1 protein-coding gene is annotated in these 349 nt (G+C 48.4%); it reads left to right on the forward strand.

Annotated elements, in window-relative coordinates; genetic code table 11:
* Nucleotides 1-118: 118 nt before the first annotated feature.
* Nucleotides 119-349: phage tail tape measure C-terminal domain-containing protein (locus ACQP60_RS20885; RefSeq protein ID WP_429736572.1), on the forward strand; the 231-nt coding region annotated here is incomplete at its 3' end.

A 349-nucleotide genomic window follows, 5' to 3' on the forward strand; every position in this document is an offset into this window, starting at 1 on the left:
GATCAATATTGGATTTGCCAATGCCAAAGAATTTCACATCTTTCTCCACCATTACAACGAACGCCATTATGCTAAATGTTCTTGGAGACAAACATACAAAAGATAAAGAGCTAGAAACTTGCGAAAGAGCAAAGGCCTGAAGTCCGGCTGGAGTGAGTGGGAAGAGAGCGCCACGGACAGTATGTCGCAGGTAAAAAGTGCAGCCACGCAGACCTTTGATGGTATTGCACAGAATATGGCGGCGATGCTGACCGGCAGTGAGCAGAACTGGCGCAGCTTCACCCGTTCCGTGCTGTCCATGATGACAGAAATTCTGCTTAAGCAGGCAATGGTGGGGATTGTCGGGAGT

Origin of the sequence: Isoptericola variabilis (genome assembly GCF_050311655.1) — a bacterium.
GTDB classification, from domain to species: domain Bacteria; phylum Actinomycetota; class Actinomycetes; order Actinomycetales; family Cellulomonadaceae; genus Isoptericola; species Isoptericola variabilis.